Origin of the sequence: Faecalicatena faecalis, assembly GCF_012524165.2 — a bacterium.
Taxonomy (GTDB): Bacteria; Bacillota; Clostridia; order Lachnospirales; family Lachnospiraceae; genus Faecalicatena_A; species Faecalicatena_A faecalis.
In genome coordinates this window covers 83,466-109,611 of the sequence record NZ_JABACJ020000009.1, presented here as the reverse complement: position 1 = coordinate 109,611, position 26,146 = coordinate 83,466, and the positions used below count along the sequence as shown (strand labels likewise).

At 44.8% G+C, this 26,146-nt stretch carries 23 protein-coding genes and 2 pseudogenes; 3 read left to right on the top strand and 22 right to left on the bottom strand.

Annotation, left to right across the window (positions count from 1 at the left end):
* Positions 1 to 16: 16 nt before the first annotated feature.
* A complete protein-coding gene (locus HGO97_RS11200; RefSeq protein ID WP_216241643.1) occupies positions 17 to 1,726 on the bottom strand; it encodes a hypothetical protein in 1,710 nt (569 codons plus the stop codon).
* Between the two features lie 256 nt (positions 1,727 to 1,982).
* Between HGO97_RS11200 and HGO97_RS11195 the strand changes: the two genes are divergently transcribed.
* Positions 1,983 to 3,644, top strand: coding sequence for a GHKL domain-containing protein (locus HGO97_RS11195; protein ID WP_216241641.1), 1,662 nt, complete (start codon positions 1,983 to 1,985; stop codon positions 3,642 to 3,644).
* A gap of 84 nt (positions 3,645 to 3,728) precedes the next feature.
* Here the strand turns inward: HGO97_RS11195 and HGO97_RS11190 are convergent.
* From HGO97_RS11190 to HGO97_RS24390, 4 genes and pseudogenes are all read right to left on the bottom strand, one after another.
* Positions 3,729 to 4,202, bottom strand: a pseudogene (locus HGO97_RS11190) (ABC transporter ATP-binding protein); the annotation flags it as partial.
* A 31-nt stretch (positions 4,203 to 4,233) separates the two neighbouring features.
* Positions 4,234 to 4,554 carry a sensor histidine kinase gene (locus HGO97_RS24400; RefSeq protein ID WP_334299578.1) on the bottom strand — a complete coding sequence of 107 codons (321 nt, stop codon included), beginning with the start codon at positions 4,552 to 4,554 and terminating at the stop codon, positions 4,234 to 4,236.
* Complete coding sequence (locus tag HGO97_RS24200; RefSeq protein ID WP_287840522.1) at positions 4,457 to 5,023, bottom strand: histidine kinase dimerization/phospho-acceptor domain-containing protein; 567 nt, start codon at positions 5,021 to 5,023, stop codon at positions 4,457 to 4,459. Before HGO97_RS24200 ends, HGO97_RS24400 begins: the two co-directional genes overlap by 98 nt.
* Positions 5,020 to 5,712, bottom strand: a pseudogene (locus HGO97_RS24390) (response regulator transcription factor). The gene HGO97_RS24200 and the pseudogene HGO97_RS24390 overlap by 4 nt, the downstream one beginning before the upstream one ends.
* Before the next feature lie 314 nt (positions 5,713 to 6,026).
* On the opposite strand from HGO97_RS24390, the gene HGO97_RS11175 reads away from it, so the two are divergent.
* Complete coding sequence (locus tag HGO97_RS11175) at positions 6,027 to 6,413, top strand: metal-dependent transcriptional regulator (RefSeq protein WP_216241638.1); 387 nt, start codon at positions 6,027 to 6,029, stop codon at positions 6,411 to 6,413.
* Between the two features lie 41 nt (positions 6,414 to 6,454).
* On the opposite strand, the gene HGO97_RS11170 is transcribed toward HGO97_RS11175, so the two are convergent.
* From HGO97_RS11170 to HGO97_RS11110, 13 genes are all read right to left on the bottom strand, one after another.
* Entirely contained in the window at positions 6,455 to 6,598 is a 144-nt protein-coding gene (locus HGO97_RS11170; protein ID WP_216241636.1) for a hypothetical protein, read from the bottom strand.
* Positions 6,599 to 6,612: 14 nt separating this feature from the next.
* Entirely contained in the window at positions 6,613 to 6,900 is a 288-nt protein-coding gene (locus HGO97_RS11165) for a DUF2325 domain-containing protein (protein WP_216241634.1), read from the bottom strand.
* Positions 6,901 to 7,003: 103 nt separating this feature from the next.
* Positions 7,004 to 9,154 (bottom strand): ferrous iron transport protein B, encoded by a 2,151-nt coding sequence (feoB, locus tag HGO97_RS11160; RefSeq protein WP_216241629.1) that lies wholly within the window; start codon positions 9,152 to 9,154, stop codon positions 7,004 to 7,006.
* Between the two features lie 72 nt (positions 9,155 to 9,226).
* Positions 9,227 to 9,448 (bottom strand): FeoA family protein, encoded by a 222-nt coding sequence (locus tag HGO97_RS11155; RefSeq protein WP_216241627.1) that lies wholly within the window; start codon positions 9,446 to 9,448, stop codon positions 9,227 to 9,229.
* 23 nt (positions 9,449 to 9,471) lie between these two features.
* Positions 9,472 to 9,684 (bottom strand): FeoA family protein, encoded by a 213-nt coding sequence (locus HGO97_RS11150; protein ID WP_216241624.1) that lies wholly within the window; start codon positions 9,682 to 9,684, stop codon positions 9,472 to 9,474.
* 682 nt (positions 9,685 to 10,366) lie between these two features.
* Positions 10,367 to 11,434 (bottom strand): helix-turn-helix domain-containing protein, encoded by a 1,068-nt coding sequence (locus HGO97_RS11145; RefSeq protein WP_216241622.1) that lies wholly within the window; start codon positions 11,432 to 11,434, stop codon positions 10,367 to 10,369.
* 208 nt (positions 11,435 to 11,642) lie between these two features.
* A complete protein-coding gene (locus tag HGO97_RS11140; protein WP_216241620.1) occupies positions 11,643 to 12,671 on the bottom strand; it encodes a sensor histidine kinase in 1,029 nt (342 codons plus the stop codon).
* Position 12,672: 1 nt separating this feature from the next.
* A complete protein-coding gene (locus tag HGO97_RS11135; RefSeq protein WP_216241618.1) occupies positions 12,673 to 13,350 on the bottom strand; it encodes a response regulator transcription factor in 678 nt (225 codons plus the stop codon).
* A 31-nt stretch (positions 13,351 to 13,381) separates the two neighbouring features.
* Complete coding sequence (locus tag HGO97_RS11130) at positions 13,382 to 15,418, bottom strand: ABC transporter permease (RefSeq protein ID WP_216241615.1); 2,037 nt, start codon at positions 15,416 to 15,418, stop codon at positions 13,382 to 13,384.
* The gene (locus tag HGO97_RS11125; protein ID WP_216241612.1) at positions 15,408 to 16,184 is read right to left on the bottom strand and encodes an ABC transporter ATP-binding protein; all 777 of its coding nucleotides are present in this window, start codon (positions 16,182 to 16,184) and stop codon (positions 15,408 to 15,410) included. Before HGO97_RS11125 ends, HGO97_RS11130 begins: the two co-directional genes overlap by 11 nt.
* 216 nt (positions 16,185 to 16,400) lie before the next feature.
* Positions 16,401 to 17,318, bottom strand: a complete 918-nt coding sequence (locus HGO97_RS11120; RefSeq protein WP_216241610.1) for a CAP domain-containing protein — start codon at positions 17,316 to 17,318, stop codon at positions 16,401 to 16,403.
* 148 nt (positions 17,319 to 17,466) lie between these two features.
* Entirely contained in the window at positions 17,467 to 18,516 is a 1,050-nt protein-coding gene (gene rsmH, locus HGO97_RS11115; RefSeq protein WP_216241767.1) for a 16S rRNA (cytosine(1402)-N(4))-methyltransferase RsmH, read from the bottom strand.
* Between the two features lie 23 nt (positions 18,517 to 18,539).
* Complete coding sequence (locus HGO97_RS11110; RefSeq protein ID WP_216241608.1) at positions 18,540 to 20,807, bottom strand: putative bifunctional diguanylate cyclase/phosphodiesterase; 2,268 nt, start codon at positions 20,805 to 20,807, stop codon at positions 18,540 to 18,542.
* 228 nt (positions 20,808 to 21,035) lie between these two features.
* On the opposite strand from HGO97_RS11110, the gene HGO97_RS11105 reads away from it, so the two are divergent.
* The gene (locus tag HGO97_RS11105; protein ID WP_246597408.1) at positions 21,036 to 21,488 is read left to right on the top strand and encodes a manganese catalase family protein; all 453 of its coding nucleotides are present in this window, start codon (positions 21,036 to 21,038) and stop codon (positions 21,486 to 21,488) included.
* 192 nt (positions 21,489 to 21,680) lie between these two features.
* On the opposite strand, the gene HGO97_RS11100 is transcribed toward HGO97_RS11105, so the two are convergent.
* From HGO97_RS11100 to HGO97_RS11085, 4 genes are all read right to left on the bottom strand, one after another.
* Entirely contained in the window at positions 21,681 to 23,183 is a 1,503-nt protein-coding gene (locus HGO97_RS11100; RefSeq protein ID WP_216241605.1) for a methyl-accepting chemotaxis protein, read from the bottom strand.
* A 207-nt stretch (positions 23,184 to 23,390) separates the two neighbouring features.
* Positions 23,391 to 25,124: a DUF885 domain-containing protein gene (locus HGO97_RS11095; RefSeq protein ID WP_216241603.1), complete on the bottom strand. Its 1,734-nt coding sequence runs from the start codon at positions 25,122 to 25,124 to the stop codon at positions 23,391 to 23,393.
* Positions 25,125 to 25,162: 38 nt separating this feature from the next.
* Positions 25,163 to 25,642, bottom strand: coding sequence for a 23S rRNA (pseudouridine(1915)-N(3))-methyltransferase RlmH (rlmH, locus tag HGO97_RS11090; protein ID WP_216241600.1), 480 nt, complete (start codon positions 25,640 to 25,642; stop codon positions 25,163 to 25,165).
* Between the two features lie 70 nt (positions 25,643 to 25,712).
* On the bottom strand, positions 25,713 to 26,132 hold the full coding sequence (locus HGO97_RS11085; RefSeq protein WP_216241598.1) for a C-GCAxxG-C-C family protein: 420 nt from the start codon (positions 26,130 to 26,132) through the stop codon (positions 25,713 to 25,715).
* Positions 26,133 to 26,146: the final 14 nt, after the last annotated feature.

The window sequence follows — 26,146 nt, the reverse complement described above, 5'->3', positions numbered from 1 at the left end:
TTTTATGTGCCTCTTATTATTGACTGTATGAGATGCCAAACGTAACCGTTCCGCTGTAGCTTCCTGCCGGAATAGTTTCTCCAACAGATACTTTTGGTTCCTCAAAGGAGACTGGTACTGCAGTATTATCTTCGCTTTTAAATGTAGCCACACTTTTTAATGTATCTTTAAACTCCAAACCATTCACTTTCATGGCAGAGGTAATGGTATTGGCTGCGTTCTCTCTTGTCAGTGTTAACATCCCATTATTGATACCATTAGTAACCTTCACATCAACCTGCCCTCCAGCTCCTAAATCCAAAGAATCGTTATCCACCTGAATGTTTACCTCATCTCCACCTGCTGTTGCACTCTCAGGAATTGTGATGGTATAAGTTGCAACATTGGTTTGTATCACCAAAGATCCTTCCTCCGATTCGGTATATGCAACCTTTCCCGTATACTTCGCATAAACTGTATAAGACTGTGATGCTTTTAGTCCTGTAAATGTATTCGACGACTGCCACTCGTTGTTACCAAGGCTATATAGCGCTGTTCCGTAAATATTTTGATCCGGCAATGGTTCCACCGTCAGCGTACTGGCAGTCTGAGAAGCGATTGTGACGGTTGGTTTTGGTGCCGGTGACGTGGTAGTTCCCTCTGCACTTATTATCATAGAGCAGCTAACAGAGGAAGCCTTAACCGTTAACGTTGCATTCGTAGCACTAGACTTTGTATAGGTATATCCGTCTATGCCTACATCAGGGCTGAAGCTAATATAATCAGGTACAAAGTACCCCGCCTCAGCGGTAATGACAATACTAATCCCACTGGCTTCTGATGAACTGCTGTACTTGGCAAAGGTATAGGTAGTCCCGTCAATTTCTATTTTATCGGCATAAGTAGTATAGCTTAGATTGGTAAGAGTCATCTTAACAGGGTAATTACAGCCAGTTATTGTACCAGAAACCATGTTATCAATTTGTCTCAAATAATATCCACCCCTTATGGCTCTATCATTATAAACGGTTCCAGAGAAGGTTCCTACACTTATGTCTCCGTGATTATAAACGGTTCCGGAGAAGGTTCCTCCACTTATGGTTCCACCTGAGTTATTGTTAACTTCTCCGGAGAAGGTTCCTCCATTTATGTCTCCGTAATTATAAACGGCTCCGGAGAAGGTTCCTCCACTTATGGCTCCTTGTAAGCTATTCCAAACTCCTCCAGAGAAGTTTCCTCCACTTATGGCTCCTTCATTCCATATCGCTTTATCAGAAGAAGTTCCTTGAACTATGAATGTATAACCTTTCAACAGAGTAACTGTGTCGCTTTGAGAATGATACGTATATCCATCTCCATTATCTGTCACGTCATCTATATTAATTGTGATTACATCTGCATCTGCCAAATTTCCTATGCCATTTGCTTTTAAACTTCTAAAAACACCGGTTTTTTCTTCTGATCTCTGGGGTTTTCCAACTGCTGTTTCTGTCTCAGTTGATTGAATCTCTGTCTGGTTGGTTTCTGTCGTTTTAGTTTCTGTCGTTGTGGATTTTGATTCCGTTACAGGCTCTGTGCTTTCTTCTCGTATCTCCACTGGAGGTTCCATCTGGGGTTCCTCAAGCTCTGTTGGCATAAACTCTGGTTCTGATTCTGCATACACGGAAATGTCCACGTTAAACAATGAAAAAACAAGCAATGCAGATAATGTGTAAGTAATGATTCGCTGGCCTCTCCTTTTTCTCACTTTCGTATTCCTCCCATCTTCCCTTTTTGATCTCCCAGGCAATATATAGTAATTTTCAAAATGTCAACTTCTTTTCTTAAACATTTTCTATTCTTACATATATTTTATCACAGCTTTTCCATTTGTGGCTGTGTCGTTTACGTCGCTAACTTTGCCGTTTACGTTTTCGTCCCATTTTTCTCTTGTGGAACTTATGAAACCAAAGTAAAATAAAATCATTCACACAGTACAATTACAGGAAGGAGTGATATTCTCCATGCATCGAAAACAACTACAAAACTGGTGCAGTCTCATTTTGTTTTTTCTGCTCTGTGCCGCAGTGATTTGGTTTTTACATCTGTTTTCTGTGGATAACGGAAAAATTCTGCACATTGATTGGACTTCGGCTGTCCAGGTTCATGCAGACGGGACAGAAACTCCCATTTATACAGACACCCTGACCAACGATCCTGATCTTACCGGGACCTTTCTTTTTTCCGGTGAGCTTCCGAATGATCTTCCCGATGGCACGCTGGTCTTTGAAACAAGCAATGCTGAGCTTACACTTTGGCTGAATGACCTGGAAATCTATCATTCCAATGCATCAACAGCCGAAAACTCCCCCGGCATGGCACAGGCTTCCATACCGCTTCCGGCAGGGACTTCCGGCACACTGGTCATGCAATATGAGATTCTGGATGAGACAAACGTTATGTTCCCGCCGTACCTTCGTTTCTTATCTGATTTCTACTCGGAGATACAATCGGCTGCAGCAACCAATTATGCGGCGCTCCCGGCGGGTGCCTGTGCGCTTGCTTTTCTTTTGATCGTAGGGGTGTTTCTGCTTGGGCTTTCCTTTGGGCAGGCAAATCTCAGTCTCCTGCCGCTGGCTCTGTCAGCGCTTGGGCTGACCGTCTACAACATGGTGATCCCTATGGGATATTATTTCCTGCCGGCCTCTGTCACGGAAGTTCTGGGAAACCGTATGGTTGGGGTGGTGATACTGCTGTCCCTCCTTGTATATCTTATCATGAACCGCCGCCGTGATTTTCTGAAGCGTTTCGCAGTGATTGCCGCCTGCAGCTTCACTGCCCTGCTGGTTTTCTGCCTGCTGTCCTTCCTGCAGGAGGGAAAACTGATCGCTTATGTGAAAGAAGCGGTGATGGGCGCACTTTTTAACGGTTTCTATGATTCTCTGATCTACTGGCTGAGTTATTGGCTGACACTTGTATGTGCTGCCCTCTCCGCCTATGAGCTGTCCCTTTCTTTTGTGCGCCAGCGAACGGAAACACAGGCTACAGCCATCCGTAACCAGCTCCTGATGAACAACTACCGTACCCTGCAGGAGAAGACCCGGGAACAATCGGCCATGCGGCACGAGATCAGGCATCATCTTACTGCGCTTGAGAGCCTGTGTAAGAGCCAAGATTATGAACAGATGTCAGAATTATTGGAGCGGCTGAAAGGTGAAAATGAAAAATCCTCCCACCACACTTTCACGGAAAATGAAACCCTTAATATTATCCTTCAGGACATTGCACAGCGGGCCGAAAAGGAACAGATCTCTTTCACTCCCCGAATACAGGTTCCGACAAAGCTGAACATTCCGACAGATGATCTGTGCAGTTTTGTCATGAATATGTTGGAAAATGCCTTGGATGGATGCCTGTCTGTCCCAGATCCGAAAGACCGCTTTATCCGTTTCCAGATCAAAATGGTCCATGGTTTTTTGGCCATCCGGTGCGAGAATTCTTACGGTAACGATCTGATAAAAAACGAGCAGGGCGAACTTCAGACCACGAAGAAGGATACGGACCTGCATGGCTTTGGCCTGCACCAGATGAACAGGATCGCAGAAAAATACCACAGTGTTCTGAGCATCAGCCACACAGAGGATTCCGTTTTCCTTATACAAACTGCATTGAAAATCCCTGAATAATAGCAGGAGCGCCGGGAGCAGAGTCATATGAAATGTCATGAACCAGAAGTTCCGGTCTGCAAGCTGGGCAATTGCATCATTGTGCGTAATCATGGCCCGGGCAATGGAGACTCTCTGCTGCTGCCCGCCGGAGAGATTGCCCGGCAGAGCCTCGAGCTTATGTTCCAGTCCCAGCACGTCGATGACCTCCTTTAGCAGTCTCTGATCGATTCTTTTCCCGTCCAGTTTCAACGGAAGCACAATATTTTCATAGACATTTAAGACTGGAACAAGATTATAGCTCTGAAATACGAAGCCGATATGACGACGGCGGAACACAGTAAGCTGCTCCTCATTTTTCCGGGAAATATCCTCCCCATTGATCAGAACCTTTCCCGATGTGGGATTGTCCAGCCCTCCCATCATATGAAGCAGCGTGGATTTGCCGGAACCTGATGTGCCGACGATTGCGGCGAATTCCCCTGCTTCGATTTCAAGACTCACACCATCCAGGGCTTTGATCAGGTTTTCACCCTGCCGGTAATATTTTTTCAAATCAATCACTTGTAACACTGACATCTTATATACCACCTCTTTCTTTTTTGTAGCCTTATGATAAAACACAAAGGTCACGAAAATGTCGCCATTTTCCAAAAAATATCAGAAGATGGACTTCAATCTTCATTTGGAAGAAGGATGGTAAAGACAGCACCCTTACCCGACGCAGAGGTGACTTTGACACTTCCGGTCTGTTTTTTATGATTTCTCTGGTGAGATACAATCCCAGGCCGATGCCTTCTGTCTTGTGTACTTCTGGTTCCCTGTAGAACCGTTTAAATATGGCCGCCTGATGACTTTCCGGGATGCCGCGGCCCGTATCTGCGACCTCGATTTTCGTGCAGGCCGAAAGCCGGCCGGCCGTTACACGGATAGTTCCGCCTGACGGCGTATATTTGACCGCATTTCCTCTCCTTTTTCTGTATGATGATGCCAGTCTCCAATCGCGAGGCCTTCACCATCGTACGCATCAGAAAGTCCAGTTTATCTAGCTGCACGTTCATGGACTGCAGATATTCTATCTGCTGCCTGCGGGAAAAATCCCGCTCCAACAGAGTGGCAGCGGCCATTTTCAAGTTCGTAACCGGCGTTTTGACTTGATGCGAGATATCTGAAATCATTTCCTGCAGATCGGCACGCTGTTCCTCTATGCTCCTCTTACCAGCCAGGAGCATCTGATACAGGCGGTTCAGCTGATGGCTGATCTTATTCAGGAGCGTATCCTCATCAAAAATCATTCTCGGGGTTTCCCTCCCCTGCATCATATCATCAATTGTCTCACAGACCTGGTCTGTAAAAAGAGCCAGGCGGTCCTGCAGAACATGGAACTGTATTTTTTTCATCGTCCACCTCCATCTGTGAACATATAGCCCATGCCGTAGACGGTCTGAAGATACTTGTGCCCGTCTTTCTCGATTTTCCCACGGATGCGGCTGATTGCTGCAGTCAGAGTATGCTCATCCACAAAATTTTCACTGCTGTCTCACAAATTCGAGAGCAGCTTCTGGCGAGTCAGTAGAATCCTTCTATTTTCCGTAAAAACCTCCAGCATCCGGTATTCCAGAGGTGAGAAAACGATCTCCCTCCCACTCAGTTTTGCCTGAAAGGAGGAAAAATCTATCCAGAGCCGGCCGCCGTCGTATATCTTGTGAGGCGGTTCTTTTCTGGCCCCCTCCAACATAGAAAAAATTGCATTTACCTTATGGCGCAGAACACTGTTGTGAAATGGTTTCGTGATGTAATCGACAGCACCGATCTCATATCCCTTCACCATATCCTGCTCCAGATCATTTGCTGTCAAGAAAACTACTGCCGTACTGTTATCCTTTCGGATTTCCCTGCAGAGTTCATAACCGGACCCATCTGGCAGGTTAATATCTAAGATTGTAAGATCATAGACGTTTGTGTTGTAATACTGTCTGACCTCCCCTTTCGTGTAGGCAGAAGTGACCTGATATCACTCTGTCTGTAAGATATTGGAAAGCATTCTATTCATAGTTATGTCGTCCTCGACAATTAAAATCTGTTTCATATCATCACTCCCTTTTTATTCGTTTCCAGCATAAGCATACTAATTAGTATAACAGGAAAAGGTCCGCCAAATGTCGCAGCAGGCAAAAATTTTCATTCCTTGTATCAGAACGCGATTTTGTGAATAGTTCGTAAATGGCGCGTGTGACTTGTACCATCGCGCGACTTGTACCTCTTGTATAAGCAGTTCAAATATGTTATCCTAATTTCAGTATCACCACACTAACTTCTGTTCGCCTAATAAGTAAGACAAAAGTTTTTAAATGTTGTTTATACCAAAATCATATATTCATCATACCATAAGAAAGGAAAACCATGAAGATAAATGAATCCGCAGAAAATTATCTGGAGACCATACTCATTTTAAGTAAAATAAAGCCTGTCGTACGGGGAGTCGATATTGCAGAAGAGCTTGGATTTAAGAAATCAAGTGTCAGCGTTGCGATGAAGCACCTGCGTGAAAGTAACTATATCACGGTCTCAAAGGAAGGCTTTATTACTCTCACCGAATCCGGTCAAGAGATTGCAGAGATGATCTATGAACGCCATCAAATTCTCTCCGCCGGGCTGATAAAACTCGGTGTTGCCAAGGAAATTGCCCTCGAAGATGCCTGCCGAATAGAACATGTCATCAGTTCCGAAAGCTTTCAGGCTATCAAGGCTCATATGAATCTAAAAACAAAAGATGAAGACCTTTCGTGATCTTCATCTTTTGTCCTAATAAAGTCTATATCTACTTTTTATCATTCCCAGTTTCCATAACCGGATATAAATATCTGCTCATCCAGCTCTTCTTGGGATATGAACTTGATACCAAACAGATTTGCGGTTTTGATGGACACAAGCATAGCCGCACAATGGTCAATCAATATTTTTTCTAATGCCATCCTGATCCTCCCTCCTATGCCATCGTACAATGTTCCTTTAAAACGGTGTGGAGCGCGCTCGCGCTGCTGGTATGAATGCGTGCAATCGGAATTCTGTTCTTTTTTGCCTCCTGAGCAGCGGCCACCACCATTTTATGTGATGCTGTGCCAGTAAAAAGAATCAGAAGATCTGGACAGCCAATTTTCTTTTTGATCCCACCATGCTCTTTTGGAAACACCTTTGCCTTACATCCATAATTTCTACATATATCTGTATACTGACATACCATTCTTTCATTTCCGCCTATAATAACAACACTCATGCTTGACAATCCTTTCTTCCAAATTATGTTAGTCTAGGCTAACTCATAATTATAAATTTACGGCAGCCTGCTGTGCAAAGCTGCCGTAATTGTTCTAAGTCTCTTATCTTACCACTGCCTTTTTCAAGGGAACACTCAAGGTGGAGCTTTCCTTATATGGTCTAACCATCAGGTAAATAAATCCAACGACCAGAAGGAACGCGATTGCGGTCCAGATTCCAAAGCTGCCGCCCAAAATGAGACTTCCGATCTGATATACGCACAGAGATACCACATACGCGAGCAGTGTCTGGTATCCAATTGCAAACCAGAACCATTTTGCGTTGTTCATCTCTCGCTTGATTGCTCCCATTGCTGCAAAACAAGGTGCACACAGAAGGTTGAATACAAGGAAGGAATAAGCCGCAATCGCTGTCATGCTGCCTGCAAGCTGCCCCCAGATTTCTGTACCATCCTCTGCAACTTCCGCGAATCCAAACAAAATACCAAAGGTACCCACCACATTTTCTTTCGCAATCAGACCTGTCACGGCCGCAACTGCCATCTTCCAGTCTCCCCATCCCAGAGGTGTGAAAATCGGAGCGATAATACTTCCGACACTGGCTAAAATACTGCTGTCAAGCTGTTCAGCCTCCAGCATTTTCAAGGAACCATCTGCCCAGCCAAAATTCATCAGGAACCACAGAACAATGGTAGAAAGAAGAATAATCGTTCCTGCCTTTTTGATGAATGACCATCCTCGCTCCCACATACTGCGCAGCACATTGCGAACTGTCGGCCAGTGATATGCTGGAAGCTCCATTACGAACGGAGCAGGATCTCCTGCGAACATTTTTGTCTTCTTCAAAATAATGCCGGAGCATATAATCGCTGCAATTCCTACAAAGTATGCACTCGGAGCAACCCAGGAGGCTCCGTCAAAAAGGGCGCCTGCAATCAGGGCGATAATCGGGAGTTTCGCCCCGCACGGAATAAAGGTCGTAGTCATGATCGTCATCTTGCGGTCTCGGTCGTTTTCAATCGTTCTGGACGCCATAATTCCAGGAACACCACATCCTGTACCAATCAACATTGGAATAAAGGATTTTCCTGAAAGACCGAACTTTCTAAAAATGCGATCCATAATGAACGCAACCCTGGCCATATATCCACAGGACTCCAAAAATGCCAGGAACAAGAATAGGACAAGCATCTGCGGCACAAATCCGAGAACTGCACCGACACCCGCTACGATTCCGTCCAGAATCAGACCTTGAAGCCATCCTGCACAATTGATGCTTGTAAGCAGTCCTTCTATTGCAGGAGGAACAATCTCGCCAAACAGAACGTCGTTGGTCCAGTCTGTAACAAACGTACCTACCGTCGAAACTGATACATAGTACACCAGCCACATAACAGCCGCAAAAATGGGAAGTGCCAGCCAGCGGTTCGTTACAATACGGTCAATTTTATCAGAAGCAGTCAGCTTCTCTTTTCTGCCCTTTTTTACACATTCACCAAGGATAGAAGAAATATATTCATACCGCTCATTCGTAATAATGCTTTCCGTATCGTCATCAAATCTATCTTCCAGTTCCTTGATCAGCTTCGAGATATCCGGGACCGCTTTCATCTGCTCCAGGATTTTTTCGTCCTTTTCCAATAATTTAATAGCAAAGAATCGCTTCTGCTCTTCCGGGATTTCCCCTCCCAACAGATCTTCTACAGAAGAGATTGCCTGCTCTACCTCCTGATGGAACTCATGGACCGGCACTGCTGCCCTCTTTTTTTCTGCAAGCTTTACTGCCTTATCCGCAGCTTCCCTGATTCCCTTCCCTTTTAGAGCAGAGATGGTAACGACTTCACAGCCCAGCTTTTTTGCGAGTTTATCAATATGTATCACATCACCTGTCTTTTCTAGCACATCCACCATATTGACTGCCATAATTACCGGAATGCCCAATTCCATAATCTGAGTTGACAGGTACAGATTTCTCTCAATATTAGTTCCGTCAACGATATTAAGGATGGCATCCGGTCTCTCGGAAATCAGATAATTCCTCGACACGACCTCCTCCAGTGTATATGGAGATAAAGAATAGATCCCCGGAAGATCGATGATACTGACCTCCTGATATCCCTTTAATTTTCCCTCCTTTTTTTCTACTGTTACGCCTGGCCAGTTCCCAACAAACTGGTTGGAGCCTGTCAGTGCGTTGAACAATGTGGTCTTACCACTGTTCGGATTCCCCGTCAATGCAATTTTGACTGCCATGATACTGCCTTCCTTTCCTGTTTCACTGAACTTCCTATAATTAGTTGCATCTAACCTTTTATCAAAAAAATATTATTCTACTTCTATCATCTCTGCGTCTGCTTTACGCAGGGACAATTCGTACCCTCTTACTGTAACCTCTACTGGATCACCAAAAGGTGCTACTTTTCTGACGAATACATCAATGCCCTTTGTGATTCCCATATCCATAATCCTTCTCTTTATGGGCCCTTCTCCATTCAACTTTCTTACTTTGACTGTCTCTCCACATGGAATATCTTTTAATGTTTTCATGAGCGTCCCCTCCTTCCTACAACTTAGACCATAATCTTATTTGCCATATCTTTTCCAATGGCCACTCTTGAGTCTTTTACATTTACAATTAAATTTCCATTGATCTCCGATATAACACTTACAATCCCACCGGTCACAAAGCCCAGACCTTCCAGAAAACGTCTGGTCTCTTCTCTGCCCCCGACTTTTTTTATCGTATTCTCCTCACCCATACTCGCCATTGATAAAGGCATCATCTCGTCCTCCTATTTTATTGATAATCATTTTCATAATTTGTGATATTGTTAGTATATTCTAACTTCAATTAGTTGTCAATATTTTTTTGTTTTTTTACAATCAAAAAGCGCCAAAGCCTTTTTATCAGCTTTGACGCTTAGAATAAATCTAAAGTTAAAATGGAGCACGTATCTCAAGGATTTCGGCTGCCAAAAGGAAAAGACAAAGTCCGCTTATCACCCAATTATATTGGAAATCCGTCACATATGCTTTGGAATGTGTAAGGAAATATTTTATCCGCTCTCTACCACTTAAATATAAAATAATCAATTGAAGCAATGGGAATAGAAATATTTCAATACCACCCAAATAAAAATCCGCTATTCTGCCACTAAAACGTATTGGTATCATTGACGGCATGAAAAAATATATGATGGTTGTCAATACGAATCCCACACCACATATGATCCATGATAGCTTTCTACTATTTAACAGTCCCATGACTATTCCTTCTTTCTTAATTTCCTTTTATGGAGATATTGTACCACAAACGGTATACAATAGAAATCTATTCTGTATATCTGCCTCAAAAGCTCTTCGTCTCAGGGAAGCCCGTGAAAAAGAAAAAGGATGCTGTTTTCACAACATCCTTCTTTTACATAAAAGTAACACAGATATTCGTAATGTGCTTCCCCGATCAAATCAGTCTGTCCTCCACTGCTTAATCAGTTCCCTGAATTCATTGTTCTCCCAGAGGAAATCATACATTGGATTATTGGTCAGTTCCGAGATCAGCCCCGGTAGGAACTGTTTCCCAGCGTTGGGAACTTCTGTCCCGGCAGGAGCGGCCGGAGCCATATCCCTAAACAGGACTGTCTGGCTCATATCCCATGGATGGACAATCATCGGCATCAGCTTCTTTAAAAGTGAAAGCGTCGCTTCTGTATCTTTCTGCACGACAGCCGCGTGGTAGGCAAGTACCTCCGCGCTGTACTCCCACAGTCCGAATGCTTCCGCGGTCTTCTTCCAAGCCTGTGCCGCATGATCTACTGCCTCGTGATTCCCCCTGTCTGTCTCGCATTCAATCAAGTTCATCAAAAGCGCCATCACCTCATTGAGCATCGCCAGCAGGGAACGTTCCAGGGTCACCGCCGCCTCATCGGTTTTTCCTTCCTTTAAAAGAAGCCTGCTCTCCAATTGCTTTTTATCGATTCCTATCTTTTCCGGGATAAGTTCGAGCATCTCACGCGCCTTCTCATATTCCCCTCTCTGTGTATACATACTGGTCAGCCTATGGCAGGAAAGAAGACGGACCTTCTCATCCCCGACTTCTACAGCCCTTTGGTATAATCTGATCAACTTCTCTTCGTATTTCTCTTTTTCCTCTGTCGGCAGTCCCTGCATCATCAGGAAGCCATCCAGTGTAATGGCGGAACTTTGAATCAGGGCTCCGCACTTTGGATATTCGTGCATCTTCTCTTCCAGAAGTCTAAAACCGCTATCCAGACCCTCCTCCTTCGTCACATTCGTCAATTCCATGCAGAATGCGCCCAACTCTTGTTCTGTAATCTCCTCCTCGAAGCAGAACAGAACATTCATATCAATCTTTAACAGCCTGGCAAGTGGTGCCAGAAGAGTCACATCAGGAAATGTCGTGCCCTTCTCCCACTTATTGACTGCTGGAGTAGATACCCCCAGATAGTCTGCTACCTTTTCCTGGGTAAGCCCCAGTTCTTTTCTTTTATCATGAATTATCGTACTAATCGGCATCTCTTTTCCTCCTGATTTCGTTCTTATTTCTATTGGTTATCATGCTCTCAAACTGTTTTCAATCTTCTCTTCTTACAAACTTCGCCGGCTCTTTCTCGTTTGTATTTTGTTTTCCTGACATGGTTATTATACCATTTAGGGGCATTGCTCCACAATTGAGCGCTATTTAACGAAATCAGGCAAAATTTTAACCTCTGGTTTATTTTTCTTAATCTACGTCCGCAAACCGAAAGATGATCTCGAAGCCTTCCCCCTGCTCTGAATGAACATCTACCTCGATCTTTAATTTCCGAGCCATCTCCTTCACCAGATAAAGCCCCATTCCCGTCGCCTTCTTTTGATATCCATGGCTTTTTCCGGTAAATCCTTTGTCAAATAAAAAGGGCAGGTCATATGCGGGGACCCCCATACCATTGTCCCGGATATGCAGGGAAATTTCTTTTTTGTCTCTGGAACATTCCGTATACAGCAGGAGCTCATTTTTCTGTTTCATCGGATCAGTATACTTGATACTATTGCTGACGGCCTGGCTGACCATGAATAACAACCCTTTCCTATCAGAAACTACCAAAAGATCTTCCACCTCATTTTTTACGGCATACTGGTGCTCTTCCAGAAGGACCTTGTATTCTGTCAGCCCTTCCTGACAGCACTCTCTTAAGGAAATCCGTTCAAACAGACTGTCCGAATGAGGGGAGCGAAGGCCCGCATAATACAAGACCTGGCTGATATCCTCCTGCAGCTGATTCCTTGCGTATTCCAGCTTCTGATAGGCCTCGGCGGACATCTCATCCCTCCGGTTATCCAAAACGAATGTCATCAGCGCCAGGGGAGTCTTCACCTCGTGTGCCCATGCCTCCATATAATCCTCATATTCCCGGATATACCGGGCCTGCTCCTTGTTTTCCACTGCCTGCATCTGCAGCTTTTCCACTGCTGCCCGGATAATTTCTTTGTCAGCTCCCTCAAAAACACGAGGAAGCTTCTCTTCCTCAAATTCCTCCGAATATTCCAACACTTCCCGGAACACACTTTCCTTCTTCGCATCCCGGCGATACACGACCCATAGGGAGATTCCGAACAGGCACAGGGAAACGAAGACCATCGCCCCTGCCAGGACCCAGAAAGCATCTGGATTTTGCAGCCACAAAAAGAGACTGAACAGAAGATCCGTACAGATCAACATTCCAAACCAAATGATGTGGTTTTTAAAACATCCTGACCATTTTTGCAGCATCCTATTCCTCCTGCCTTAGTTCCAAATAATATCCCTCACCCCGCACCGTCACGATTCGGTGATTCAGTTCCAGCCTGCCAAGGTTCTTTTTCAGCCTTGTCATATTGACCTGGAGCGCATTCTCATCCACATATTCCACGGTACCCCAGATTGCCTGACACAGCTCTTCCCTGGACACGATATGTCCATAATGGGCCATCAGTTGTTCCATGATCTTACCCTGATTCTCAGGCAGCACGACAGACGTCTTCTCCGTATATAAGGTAAACGTATTGGGATCCAGACGGATTCCAGGTACTTCCAGAAAATGCTCCTGTACCTTAGACCTGCGCAGCAGATTGGCGATTCTGGCAAGCAAACGCTCCTTATGGCATGGCTTTGACAAATATTCGTCTGCCCCAAGCCCCAGCGCGTGCAGTTCATCTCGCATGGCATCCCGGCTCGTCAGGACCAGAATGGGGACAAGACTCTTCTGCCGAATGAACTTGCATATCTCGAACCCTGTCTGTCCAGGCAGATTAATGTCCAGAAGGACAAGGTCCGGCTCTCGTTCCATGACCTGCTTGGCCGTGTCAGAAAATTCATCCAGACAACAGGTCTCATATCCTGCCTTTTGGAGCAGATTGGCCAGTTCCTCCCGCATAAAACTCTCATCCTCCACAATTACGATCCTGCTCATATTCGTCTCTCCTGTGATCATATTCCTTTGATTACTCTTCTCTTTTACTGTCCATCCTCCGCAGGATCTGACGGATGCCAAGCCGCATCACTGCAGAAATATAAATCAATTCTACCACAACAATAAACAGAATCATAGCACCACTGATCTTGAATAACAGCGGTCCCATCGTACGAATGCTCTCTGTGAGAAATCCGGTGAACAGCGCCCGAACTCCAAAAAAGCTGCTGATCACTGCTACAACTACCGGAAGTCCAAAATACCACCTGATCTGCCTGTTGCTGCTTGCACACAGTGACTTATAAGAACTGCCCAGTCGAATCAGCGTGCGGTATCTCCTGCCTGTCTTCTGCTGGTGCATCAGATACTGTACGCCCATGACGGTATTGGCAATAATCAGGAAAATTACTGCGAGATAGATGGTAATATATCCCAGTGCGACCTGATAGAACAACTGTCTTCCCATGTTCTGCAGATAGCTCTCATACTGTAATTGGGTCTGGTCCAGTCGCTGGTTCACAGACTGCATGGCCTGCATCAACCCTTTTTCCTTCACCAGATTGGAATCCAAAACTGCATCCAGATACGTCGTATCATTGATTGTAACAATTTGATCGTATAGACTATCAGGGACAATCACTCCCAATGCGACCGTGATCGAACGATCCACCACGAAATTCGTCTGATACATCTCGGATGTCAGCTGATAGGATGTGGAACCGATTTTAACCGTCGGCATCTTCAAAAGCATCGCTTCCAGAATCTCCAGCCGTTTGCCAGAATAAAAATCATCATCACTGTATAAAGCCACCTGATGGTCTTTCAATTCGATCGGCTCTTTCCCCGCAAGCCCCAGAAGCTGGTTATAGCCGGACAGGGAGATATAGTAAGGAGAGGTGAAGAAGCCCAGGCTCTCCACGACATTTGCTTTTTCCTCCGACTCTTCCAGAGAGTCCGCTGCTCTAATTAATTTTTCACAGGAAAAAGGCATTTCCTGATCCGCCATCCCTGCTCTCACCTCAATCATTTGTGCAAAACGGTCTCTTACGCCTGCCGCTTCTAATTCCTTTTCTACCGCATCTTTCTTTCCAACAAATGTATAATCTACCGTATGAATTTCCTTCCCATTGGCCTGACTGCTGACTGACACTCCATATCCAAAACAACACAATGCCGCCAGGATCAGCAGAGATGAGACCGCCAGGGATCCCGGACGCAGAAAGACATTCTCCTGCAGCTGCCGGAAGGTGAAGGTCCAAAGCCCTCTCTTCTGCTTTCTGATCTTAAGGAGGAGCTCCAGAATCATCCCGCCTCCCCGAAATAAAAGAACTGTACCAAGACTCCCCAAAAACAGGGTCAGACCCATGTTCTTCACATCTTCCCAGGCCTTCCCCTGGATTGCCAGATAATAGGCGCCTGCAAGCAGCAGAAGCCCCAGCAGTAATTCCAGATAGTAGATGACCGGTCTTTTTACCTTCTGTTTCTCCTCCTGTGTATCCGCCAAAAGACTTACGACTTCTTTTCTCATGACACTGATACAAAAAATCAGCATGGCAGCCGACTTGATCAGAATAAATCCCACCACAGTCCACAGGACAGCTTTCCAGGAGAAGCCAAAACTGTGCCCGATGATTCCAAGTCCCACAAGCTTTGCTGTAATCAAACTGATCATTTCCGATAAAAATACAGCGGCAGGGATTCCCACCAGGAGCGCGAACAGACTGTGAAAAAAGTCTTCCGCCATCAGCATGACGAACATTCTTAAGCGCCGCATTCCCATCATAAGATACATCCCCAGTTCATGGCTTCTTAGCTCCATCTGATATCGTCCCGCAAAGTATACCAGGAAAAACAAGAGGACAAGAGATACCCCATAAAGTGCAGGCAGTAACTGATAGATTCTGTTTACTGCATCGCTCTCCATTTTCAATAAAAACTTCATAACATCCTGGTTTTCCAGTGACAGGATGATGTAAAAGGCAATAATAGAAACAATAAGTGACGCAAAGAATAGGCCGTTTTCTTTCCGGTTTTTTCTGCTGTTTTTCAATACAAGATTAAAGAACATTTGCGCTGCCTCCTCCCAACTGTGCCATGACCATCAGGATTCTTTCATAGAACTGCTGCTGTGACTCCTGTGGATACTTTCTTCGAAGCTCGTGAAAAATCTTTCCATCCTGGATGAACAGGATGCGTGAGCAGTAGCTTGCAGCATTACAGTCATGTGTCACCATAAGGATCGTGGACTGTTCTTCCTGATTTAATAAAGACAGTTTTTCCATCAGTGATTTTGCATTTTTTGTATCCAGCGCCCCTGTAGGCTCATCCGCCAGGACGATCTCTGGTGTCAGAATCATCGCTCTTGCTGCTGCGACTCTCTGCTTCTGACCGCCTGACATCTGGGACGGAAATTTATCCAGAATCTCTTCGATTTCCAGATATTCTGCCAATACCTTTAATCGTACATTTCCTTCTTTTTCCGGGATATTATGGATTGCCGGAGGAAGCAGGATATTCTCCCTTCCGGTCAGATTATCCAGCAGTTCAAAATTCTGGAATAGATAGCCGATTCGTTTTCCGCGGTAATCTGCCAGCCTCCTGCCCTTAAATCTCCCGATGTCTTCTCCTTTTAAGAGGATTCGCCCCTCTGTCGGGTGGATGGCAGTGGCTATGCAGTTCAACAGAGTCGTCTTTCCAGACCCGCTGCTTCCCATGATTCCTAAAAATTCTCCCTCTATCACCTGAAATGTAATTCCATTCAATGCTTTTGTCTGATTGCTGCCTTTTCCATAATTCTTTTTCAAAGACTGGATATCTAAAATCTTCTGTTTCATCTGTTCTACTCCCTTCTTCACCTATATTACAGCATGGGCCCTGCTGTTTTATAAGCTCATTATACAGGAAGGGCGGATGCAGTAACACTTACAGTGGATGAAAGGTTTTTATGCTCATTAGAAAAGCCGGCCATGTCATCTGCATTCCATGGACGGCTTCGTTGATGTACGTCAAAGCGGATATTCAAGATTCGCTTCACTGCTTAATTGATAAAATTAATATGTGAACAACTGTGTCCAGTAATTACGTCCGGCAGCATTCTGGTAATATCCGACTCCGATCTTTGTAAATCTCGGATTCAGAATATTTGCCCGATGTCCATCACTGTTCATCCAGCCGGTCATGACCTCCTGGGGCGTACGCTGTCCCCATGCGATATTCTCACCGGAGCCTTTGTAGGAAACACCCTGCTGGGTAAGTGCCGTGCTAAAGGAAGTCCCGTTTGGTCTTGTGTGGGAAAAGGAAATCTCGATTTCTTTGGCTCTTACCAATGCAGCGGCTTCTATGTTTTCATCCACAGTCAGCGTTGTCAGCCCTGCCTTGACCCTTTCCGCATTCACCAGGTCCACCACCTGCTGTGCAAAGGTACGGTCATGTGTACCACCGCCTGGATTACTGTTGTCGCCATCCGGCTGATTGTTCTCTCCGCCCGGCTTGTTCATATCATCCGGCTGACCATTCCCCCCATCCGGTGCTTCTGTGTCTCCACCCGGCTGGTCCACATCCGGTGTATTATGATCCGGTATGTCCGTTCCCGGCTGATCTGTTTCCGGTTGATTATCATCCGGTATGTCTGTTCCCGGCTGATTATTGTCCGGTACATCTGTTCCTGGCTGGTCTGTATCCGGTGTGCTGCCATCCGGCTGATTCGGAGTACTTCCGTCAGGAAGGGTAATATCCGGCGGGCAGACCTGCCAATAGATATCCCCCAGGCTTCCTTCGAAACCGTTCAGCCTTTCATTCAGCTTATTCTTTAAGTCCTCCAGACTACTGCCCTGGATTACCGTTACCTTCTGACTTGTGGCAAGCTTCTGTCTGTCCATCGCTGCTGTATTGGCAGCCTGCACCGGAAGTACAGTACTCCCAGCAATTGCTGCAGCTGTCGTCACTGCTAAAAATGATAATTTTTTCATGTTAACCTCCTGCTGTATTTTTATGTAATCATTACATAAATGTTACATATTTGTTACAAACAGAATATTAACATGACTGGACTTTGAATGATACAAGTAATAACTGGTTTTATTTCCGAATGCTTCCAAATGGGAAACTGGGACGATACTATGCTTTCACCGCCCAGCGCATCTTCGTGGAACGGGCACGGCTGTTCCTTACGCATTCCTCTTGAGAGGGACGAATGACATCTTTTGCCACTTCACTGTAAAGTCCCTCCTTTTGAAACTGTTTAAATGACTTCTTCACAAGCCGGTCCTCCCCGGAATGGAATGTAAGAATTGCCACGCGTCCTCCCGGTGCAAGGATGTTAGGCAGCTTATCTAAGAACTCATACAACACCTCAAACTCCTGATTCACATCGATCCGAAGCGCCTGAAATGTCCTCTGGCAGGACTTTTTCACGGCCTCCTTGCGTTCCCTCTCTGGAATAAAGCTGAGCGTCTTCTCAATCAGATCCCGAAGCTGCTTCGTTGTCCCGATCTCGTTCCCCTTCTTGACTTCTGTGACAACGGCCCGGGCAATCTCAGTCGCATATGGCTCATCTGCATTTTCCAGCAGCATGCCGGTCAGTTCCTCTTCCTTGATAGTGCGCAGGCGTTCTGCCGCCGTAATTCCCTTTAGTGGATTCATCCTAAGGTCCAGAGGGCCGTCTGTTTTATAAGAAAATCCTCTGTCTGGATTGTCGATCTGCATGGAAGATACCCCAAGATCAGCCAAAACAAAATCGAACGGTCCTGCTTCTGCCGCTACTTGGTCTATATCCTTAAAATTCAATAGCTTTACCGTCAGAATGTCCGGTCCATACCCCAGCTTTTCCAGGCGTTTTCTTGTCTTCGCAGATTCGATCGGGTCGACATCCAGGGCATAGAGATGCCCCTGACCTTCAAGGCATTTAAGCATCTCCTGGGTATGACCGCCATATCCCAGTGTCGCATCCAGCCCCTTCTGTCCCGGCTGAATCTTGAGGAAATCCAAAATCTCCTTCACACAGATGGAAATATGCATTCCTGCCGGGGTACTGCCTTTCTGGATCACCTTTTCTATGGTATCGGCATACTTCTCCGGCTGCAGCTCTTTATATTTCTCTTTATAATTTCTCGGATGCGTCCCCTTATAGCGGGGCCGTCTTTTATGTGTCTGTTCCTGATTATCCATTTCTTTTCCTTCCTGTCTATCCATTAAACCTGCTTTTTCTTAAATCCTGCCCCCCACTCTCCGGTCGGATCTTTGCGCAAAAGCTCTCTGAACTCCTCTGACGGAATCGGGCGTTCGAATACAAAGCCCTGGATTACATCACAGGCACTTTCCCTTAAGAACTCGACCTGATCCGGTTTCTCCACGCCTTCTGCCACGATGCGGATATCCAGCTCCTTTGCCAGGTGGATGATATTGGCAACGATGATACGCGCCCTCCTAACATCCGTTTCCCTTCGAAAGAACATCATATCCAGCTTCAAGACATCGATCGGCAGATCTTTCAACGTATTTAAAGAAGAATATCCTGCCCCAAAATCGTCCAGAGAACAGATAAAGCCCCTTTCCTGCAATTCGCGAGCACGTCTTCCCAGAAGTGCATTATCCTCAATTGCCAGGCTTTCTGTAAATTCCAGTTCCAGCATTCCATCGGGAATCCCATAATGGCTCTTGGTATCCGCATAAAAGTCCAGGAAATCCTCCTGGAAAATGCCCAGCCTGGATACATTGACGGCAATACGAATCGGTCTTCCTCCCTCATCCAGATAGTCTTTCAGCCAGGCACAGGCGCTCTCGAACATAAATCGGTCCAAAGGAACGATAAATCCGTTCTTCTCAAACAGCGGGATAAACTCTCCAGGACTGATCATCCCCTGTCCCGGAATCACCCATCTTACCAGCACCTCTCCGCCGGCAATTCGGTTGTTCTCCAAAGTGGCCGTCTTCGGCTGGATGAATACCTTAAATTCCCCTGCCTCCAACGCACTTTTCATACGTGCTTCCAACTCATTCTCACGCAGGAGCGTCTTGCGTATCGCTTCTGAATAGAAGGCATACTTGATATTCTTCTCCTGCTTGATCGACTTCTGGGCCATCTTCGCCCTGTTATACATCTCATTCACCGTGAGAAGATCTTCCTGAGTATCTGCACAATAAAATCCAATGCTGAACACCAGGCGGAAAGAATCCCCGTCAAACAGGGCATAATGTTCCAGCTTTTCTGTCAGCTTCTGATACCATACAATTAAATCTTCCCGACTTTCATAATACCGAATTCCGACAAAATGATCTGCTGTCTCCCTGCAGAACGTTTCTCCATCCTCCGAAAGTTCGGTCAAAAGTTCTGCCATATTTTTCAAGAACTGGTCCCCTGCTTCATATCCAAAGGTCTCATTGAATATCTTAAAATCATCGATATCTCCATACCAGAATGCAGCCTTTCTGAAATTCTCCCGCTTCAAAGATTCTTTCAGATCCATCGAGAACCTGACAAAGTTGTTCATTTCCAAAAGCGGGTCTTGATATGCCAGCTTTTCCAGGCGTCTCTCATTTCTTCTCTGCATTTGGTTCATGCCATAAATCAGAATCATAAAGATGATCATTGCAGCAGCAACTAAAGCAATCGTTCCCATGATTGAATAATATGCCGCATTCATCTGATGCTCTTCCACGATTCCAAGTACGAACCAATCGTTCATCCCCAAAGGCAGGCAGACAGCCCATGACCACTCCCCATTATCCTTATATTCCACAAATACTTCCCTGCCAGCTTCTAAGTCCTTATAAATCGTCTCCAACTGGCTCTCGCGGAACTTTCCTAGATCTTTCAAATCAGTAATATCATCAGACTTCGCGGAACGGATGATATAGGTGCCCTCCTTATCAATTAAGTTTGCGAAGCCGCCTCTGCTGTATACAGAGCTATCCAGAATATTCCTAAGCCTTTCTGTCCTGTCTGCGGCCGCCAGGACTCCGACAGTCTCTCCTTGAATCACGACCGGAACTCCATAATAATTCAGATAATTATCACTGTAAGTATCCATCACCGTCCTGGAGAATGCACTCTCGCCTCCCATAGCCTGTTGATAGAAAGGCTCCTCGGAAAAATCAATTCCCCGATGAATCGTTCCATCCATATCCACCATATCGCCTTTTCCATCATTGTGGATAAAGCCCATCCGGTAAAATGCATTCCTGTCGTTGATCTCCCGTATGACTGGAAGAAGATGGCTTAAATCTGTCACTTCAATCTCACCGATCGTCAGAGCCACACCATCCAGTGTTTCAATATTACTATTAATCAGATTGGTCAGTGAACTGTCTACACTCCAGACAGAGTCCTTAAAATATGTGATGCTCTGCTCCTTATTACGCTGCATCATATAAAGGGTCAGACCCATTCCGACTATAAAAAAACACAGGCAGATCACAATGACAGCCCGATAATAATACTTTGCTTTTTTTGTATTCATCTAATACTCCTATGACTCTCATTCTCTTATTTCTGCTTGTTGATACGTTCGGATATCTAGCATGATATCTCCTTTTATTCACCTTGTTTTATTATATATCAGATTCAGATTTGAGGCAATGCTTATTATTTATGAAGTATTACGAAAAGGAACGTGTGATTTTCGTATATCTAAGGCACAGGTCACATAAATTGTATATTAGAAATTGCCTTGAAAAGGAGTAACGATATGCAGAATGAAAACCAGAGGGAAAAAGCAGTCCGGGGACCAAGTGCAGACCCGACATCACCAAAGGAACAATTCCAGACCTTAGCACCATATCCGCCCGTGCGGGCCACCGAGCGCAATCCTCTTTATGGAAGAATGATGCTGGATAACATGGGAGGACAGCATTCCGAAATGTCCACCGTAAGCATTTATCTTTATAATAATCTGCTGATTGATGAGGATGCACGTCTCTCCGGCATTTTTAAACAGGTCAGCATCGTAGAAATGCACCATCTTCATATTTTTGGAGAGATTGCACGACTCATGGGAGAACACCCGCGGCTCTGGACGCACCAAGGAAATCAGATGCGTTACTGGTCACCGGCATATAATAATTATACGATTGAATTAAAGCCCATGCTTTTAAATTCCGTAAACAGGGAAAAAATGACCATCCAAAAATATCGGGACTAGTGCCAGAAAATCCAGGATACATATATCGTAGACTGTCTGGAACGAATCATCGCAGATGAAGAGCTTCATGTCAAATTATTCGAATCCTTATACGAAGAATACTGCTCTTAAACAGTAGGAAAGAGGAAGTGAGCATCCTGCACGCCTGCTGCTCACTTCCTCCTTACTGCTTACACCATATGTCTATATAAACTACAATATCCCGGCTGTAAGTTCATTAATATCCAACGCCTTTTGGTGGACCTGGTTCACAATCCGGTTCACCTGTTCCAAATTCCTGCTCTGCTCCTCCACTTCCTTCTCAATCTCTGTGATTTGACTTAGGACAAAATCCATGGATTCCTGCATCTTGTGTAGGCTTTCTGTCACCTCTTCCGCCGTAGACCTGGTTGACTGGGACAAGGAGCGTACTTCCTTCGCAACTACTGCAAAACCAGCCCCTTTGTCTCCTGCATGTGCCGCTTCGACTGAAGCATTCAGTGACAGTAAATTCGTCTGTCTCGCAATGCTCTGAATGGACTTAATGACGGAAAGCGCCTGATTCGCCTTCTGTTGTGTTTCATGGGCCGATTTTGTAATCTGGTTCTGCTTCATCTTAATCTCTGACATCTTCTCGGTATTTACTTCAACTGTACTTGTGATATTCTGAAGGCCCTCCGTCAATTCCCTGATATGCATTCCGATATTCTTCTCAAATATCTCTTTCGTCCGCTTTAATTCTGTGACATCCTCCAAGACTCCTGCCACCATCAGCGGTGTCCCATCTGCTTCCCGGACAGTCTTTCCTATGGATTTGAACCAATGATATGTTCCGTCTTTATGAAAGAGACGGTATTCCACATCATAAGGGGTACGGTCCGAATAGTCTCTGATATGATTCCGAAGGCTGTCCAGCACATATCTTTTATCATCCGGATGAAGCAGCTCCGCCCACGCTCCCAGTCTGTTTGGAAATTCATATTCATCCTGATATCCCAGCAGATGCCGGAATTGACTGGACCACCAGAACTCCTGATCTGGATTCATATAATCTGGTCCCGTAATCCTCATATTCCAGGAACCCTCCATCAACACAGCATCTATCGATTCAAACCGTCGAAGAGTCAGATCCAATTCTTCTTTACTCTCCCGTTCCTGGGTAATATCTACAAAAATGCCAATCAGTTGGAGAGGTGCCCCCTTCTCATCCCTTAGCACCCTCCCATTTGCACGGTACCAGCGGTAGCCTCTATTCTTGGTTAACAAACGGTATTCTACATCATAATTTGTCCGTCCAGAATGATCCCTGATACTTTTGTAGAAAACCTCCATCGTGTGCCCCTTATCCTCTGGATGCAGCAGATCTGACCAGGACTCCAGCTCATCAGGAAAATCCTCTAAATTCTGATATCCTACCATCTTGCGGAACTCACTAGACCAATATACCTTCTCGACCTCTTCCTCCTTATTAATGTACATATTCCATAGTCCCGATGAAACTGTATCATTAATCATCTGGATATTATGTACCTCATGCAGTACCCTGCTCTGATACTGCTTTAAGACCTGATTCACCGCAGCCAGCAGAGGAGAATCCTGTTCCTGCATCCCTTCTATCTGTATCCGATCCGGCAGTTCCTCTGCTTTACTGCTGTACTCAATCCTTACATCCTGCAGTGCCTCTACAATCTTTTTTGTCTCTGAAAATTTTCCCATTTTTCGTCCTAACTACTTTTTTAAGTGATTCCGATCCATTAGTTTCTATTTCATTTTGGTTTCATTATACTACCTGATACCCTAAAAAACAATGTCAATTCCGGTATTAGAATCACATAAAAATATTATGTTTTACTTATGATATGGTTCTCCATTCATGATTCGATAGCTCCTGTAGACAACATTGAATTTGTTTTAAAAAACATTTCAATCACTCACCCACTGTGCAAATTCTTCCCGGATGATAGAAAAAGGGGCTGGTCCCATATCCAGTATAAACTTATGGAATTTTTTTGCGTCAAAATTCTCACCCAGTTTCGCTTCTGCTTCTTCCCTCATCTCCTCAATCTCCATATATCCGACAACATAGGGCAGATAAACTGCCGGATTTTTACAAACATAGTCAAACATCTGATTAACCGCCCCGGCATCCAGATAATCTGAGAAGTAATCTACTGCCTCCTCTCTGTCCATACCATAATAATTCACCTTGATATCCAGAATAGCACCGACTCCGAGGTTAGCGATGGAATTATCTGCCATAATTTTCCCGACGGCAGGTTCTAATCCATTATCAAATTGATAGGCAAGATGTTCCACATAAGTGGCCCATCCCTCAGTGTACCCTGTATAATCCAAAATTTTCCGCAGATCACTTTCATTATTTCTCAAAAAATATGTTGTCTGGTACATATGTCCGGGCAGGCCTTCGTGGGCCAGAGTAATATAGAGATTCCCATTCCCCTCATATTTCCTGTTGATATAAATAACATTATCATGATAGCTGTCAATCTGTGGGGAAACATAAAAGGCAAGTGGCTGAACATCCTCCAGTTCTTCCGGCACATATTTTATTTCGTAATCCATATTCTCCAGTTTTGGAAAATCTGCCATGATTTCATTCTGTAACTGCTGCAGAATTTCTACCGGGTTTTCATATTGAATCTCCGCGCTATCCCATTCGTCCATCAGTTTCGGATTCTCATCGACCATTTCGTTCATTTCATTCATTTTAGACGTAACCATCTTCTCAAGTGCTTCCAGCAGAGAACCGATATCAGGATAAGAAGGCGCTATTTCGGATTCAATCAGATATTCATAGTATTCCTGCCCCTTTTCCCAGCCACAACCCCCATTCACATTCTGTCCGCTGCCTTTTAGTTTTTCAAGACCGTCGGATAATGTCTGATAGGCATTCAGAAAATCTTCTTTTATAATCGTTTCATTTCGACTGACAAGATTTTGTTTCTCCTCCTCCGTCAACCCTGGAACCTGCTCCAGTCTATTCTTGAAGGATTCAAGCAAAAAGGAGGATCCATTTTCATCCATATAGCTTTTACAGGATTGTATCACACTGTCCGCCGCCATATCACTCATAAAGAGCCCGGCATCTGCTTTATCCCGTTCAAATTCCAGAATCTGCACATAATATTCATCAATACTTCCCAGAAGATTTAGATATCCTTCCACATCCTCTCTGCTGTAAAACTCATATTCCGCAAGAAGCACAGGCAATTCTGCCTGGATGCCAACCGCTTCTGATAACGGTTCTTTGTAGAGTTCCAGCCCCTCACTGTTACATTCTACCTCTATCATATTTTCCAAAATGTGCGCTGTCACCTGTTGCTCTTCATTTAACTTCTCAAAGGGGAACTGACTTAATTCTTCTTTTTTTTCTTTCAGATAACGGATTTTTTCTTTCATCCCTTCTTCTGAATATTGACCAAAATCTTCAGGTACATTTTCAATTCCATATTTTTCCGAATCCTTCAGTGCATAATGAAGATCTAGAAAAGAGTCACTGACCTTTTCTTTAAAAAATGTCTCCTCAAATTCCGCAAACTTCTGTTGGTAATCTGTCTCTGACGGCCGGCCACAGGAGGTCAGCCCGAGCGTTAAAACCATCAAAAGCAGGATAACTCTGGTTTTTCTTTTTTTCATAGATGACTCCTTCGATTTGCCTTGCAGCATGTGAATTCTTATTTATGGTATGGTTCCCCTTGTATGATCCGGTAGCTTCGATAGATCTGCTCCAGCAGAATCACTCTCATCAACTGATGTGGGAATGTCATCTTGGAAAAACTGAGTGCATAGTCAGACCGCGCCATAACCGCCTTACTCAGTCCAATGGAGCCGCCGATCACGAATATGATGTGGCTGACTCCGCCCACTCCCAGTTTATCTATCTTATCAGCCAGCTCCTCAGAAGTCAGCTGTTTCCCTCGAATCTCCAGTGTGATCACAAATGCGTCGTCCTTGATATTCTTAAGCAGGCGCTCACCCTCTTTATCCCGGATCTGCTCCTCCACGACCTCACTTGCCTGGTCAGGCGTCTTCTCATCCGCCACCTCGATGATCTCCAGCTTGCAGTATTTGCTTAATCTCTTACTGTATTCTGCAATTGCATCTTTTAGATACTTTTCTTTTATTTTACCGACAGTCAAAACTGTAATCTTCATTTATCTATCCTTTTCCATATTGTCAAAACGAATATTCAATCCACTATACAACTTCCCTGATGAGTCGAAACTACTTTCTAACAGGATTCTCCTGCAGATATTCTTCTGCCAGCTCAACTGCATCTGCAATGCACTGATCACAACTGCAGATCGGTCTGTCTGAGCCGATTCCCTTCAATTCCCGGCAGAGTATGGATCTGTTCTTCTCTTTGAATTTTGCAGCACACTCTTTTACTTTTTTATAGGTATCTGCTTTCGTGGATTTCCCCTTTTCCAGATCTCCCACACTGTTCTGCAGTCCGATTATCATAAATAGGCCGGACAGCGCACCGCATACCTCCATCATCCCCATGCCAAATCCAAAACCTTCTGCGATTCGGAACATCTCTTTCTCTGCGATTCCAAAGTCTTCACAGAAAACGCATGCTACGGCCTGAGCGCAGTTGTATCCTTTTTTGTGGTATTCTAAAGCAAGTTCCTTTTTTGTCATAATTTCCTCCTGTC

Bases quoted from the DNA above. Each gene is read 5' to 3' on its own strand.
- HGO97_RS11100 (WP_216241605.1), bottom strand. From the start codon at position 23,183: ATGGGAAAATTTTCAGAGACAAAAAAGATTGTAGAGGCACTGCAGGAT.
- HGO97_RS11165 (WP_216241634.1), bottom strand. From the start codon at position 6,900: ATGAGTGTTGTTATTATAGGCGGAAATGAAAGAATGGTATGTCAGTAT.
- HGO97_RS11135 (WP_216241618.1), bottom strand. From the start codon at position 13,350: ATGAGCAGGATCGTAATTGTGGAGGATGAGAGTTTTATGCGGGAGGAA.
- HGO97_RS11120 (WP_216241610.1), bottom strand. From the start codon at position 17,318: ATGAAAAAATTATCATTTTTAGCAGTGACGACAGCTGCAGCAATTGCT.
- HGO97_RS11145 (WP_216241622.1), bottom strand. From the start codon at position 11,434: ATGCCGATTAGTACGATAATTCATGATAAAAGAAAAGAACTGGGGCTT.
- feoB (WP_216241629.1), bottom strand. From the start codon at position 9,154: ATGGCAGTCAAAATTGCATTGACGGGGAATCCGAACAGTGGTAAGACC.
- HGO97_RS11155 (WP_216241627.1), bottom strand. From the start codon at position 9,448: ATGAAAACATTAAAAGATATTCCATGTGGAGAGACAGTCAAAGTAAGA.
- HGO97_RS11140 (WP_216241620.1), bottom strand. From the start codon at position 12,671: ATGCTGCAAAAATGGTCAGGATGTTTTAAAAACCACATCATTTGGTTT.
- HGO97_RS11130 (WP_216241615.1), bottom strand. From the start codon at position 15,418: ATGTTCTTTAATCTTGTATTGAAAAACAGCAGAAAAAACCGGAAAGAA.
- HGO97_RS11110 (WP_216241608.1), bottom strand. From the start codon at position 20,807: ATGAATACAAAAAAAGCAAAGTATTATTATCGGGCTGTCATTGTGATC.
- rlmH (WP_216241600.1), bottom strand. From the start codon at position 25,642: ATGAAGATTACAGTTTTGACTGTCGGTAAAATAAAAGAAAAGTATCTA.
- HGO97_RS11085 (WP_216241598.1), bottom strand. From the start codon at position 26,132: ATGACAAAAAAGGAACTTGCTTTAGAATACCACAAAAAAGGATACAAC.
- HGO97_RS11195 (WP_216241641.1), top strand. From the start codon at position 1,983: ATGCATCGAAAACAACTACAAAACTGGTGCAGTCTCATTTTGTTTTTT.
- HGO97_RS11170 (WP_216241636.1), bottom strand. From the start codon at position 6,598: ATGGCATTAGAAAAAATATTGATTGACCATTGTGCGGCTATGCTTGTG.
- HGO97_RS11125 (WP_216241612.1), bottom strand. From the start codon at position 16,184: ATGAAACAGAAGATTTTAGATATCCAGTCTTTGAAAAAGAATTATGGA.
- HGO97_RS11105 (WP_246597408.1), top strand. From the start codon at position 21,036: ATGCAGAATGAAAACCAGAGGGAAAAAGCAGTCCGGGGACCAAGTGCA.
- rsmH (WP_216241767.1), bottom strand. From the start codon at position 18,516: ATGGATAATCAGGAACAGACACATAAAAGACGGCCCCGCTATAAGGGG.
- HGO97_RS11175 (WP_216241638.1), top strand. From the start codon at position 6,027: ATGAAGATAAATGAATCCGCAGAAAATTATCTGGAGACCATACTCATT.
- HGO97_RS24200 (WP_287840522.1), bottom strand. From the start codon at position 5,023: ATGAAAAAAATACAGTTCCATGTTCTGCAGGACCGCCTGGCTCTTTTT.
- HGO97_RS11095 (WP_216241603.1), bottom strand. From the start codon at position 25,124: ATGAAAAAAAGAAAAACCAGAGTTATCCTGCTTTTGATGGTTTTAACG.
- HGO97_RS11150 (WP_216241624.1), bottom strand. From the start codon at position 9,684: ATGATGCCTTTATCAATGGCGAGTATGGGTGAGGAGAATACGATAAAA.